The 296-nt window shown below is 71.6% G+C and carries 1 protein-coding gene; it reads right to left on the reverse strand.

All coding sequences use genetic code 11. From position 1 onward, the window contains the following. Positions 1-296, reverse strand: a 296-nt coding sequence (locus CVH10_RS19435; protein WP_146143109.1) for a glycosyltransferase family 2 protein, incomplete at both ends; no start/stop codon positions are given.

The following is a 296-nucleotide window of genomic DNA, read 5'->3' on the forward strand; positions in this document are numbered from 1 at the left end:
GACGAAGGCGAGGACGCGGCCCCGCGCGAGGCGCGCCGCCGCATTGTTCATGGCGGCGAAATCGAACGGCCCGTCGCAAGGCACGATCCGGGCGAGCCCCCGCTCTGAGAGGTCGCGGAAATAGCGGTGGGTCTCGGGCTCGGCGCTTCCGTTGTCGCAGATCAGGATCTCGCGGGGCCGCCAGTCCGTGCGCTCCAGCAGGCTGTCGATGCAGGGACGCAGGAGATCGAGGCGGTCGCGCGTCGGAACGATGAGGCTGACGAGGGGGGGCGCCGCGGGCAGCGGATGGTGCAGCG

The organism is Halomonas sp. ND22Bw, assembly GCF_003011945.1.
Lineage (GTDB): Bacteria > Pseudomonadota > Gammaproteobacteria > Pseudomonadales > Halomonadaceae > Halomonas > Halomonas halophila.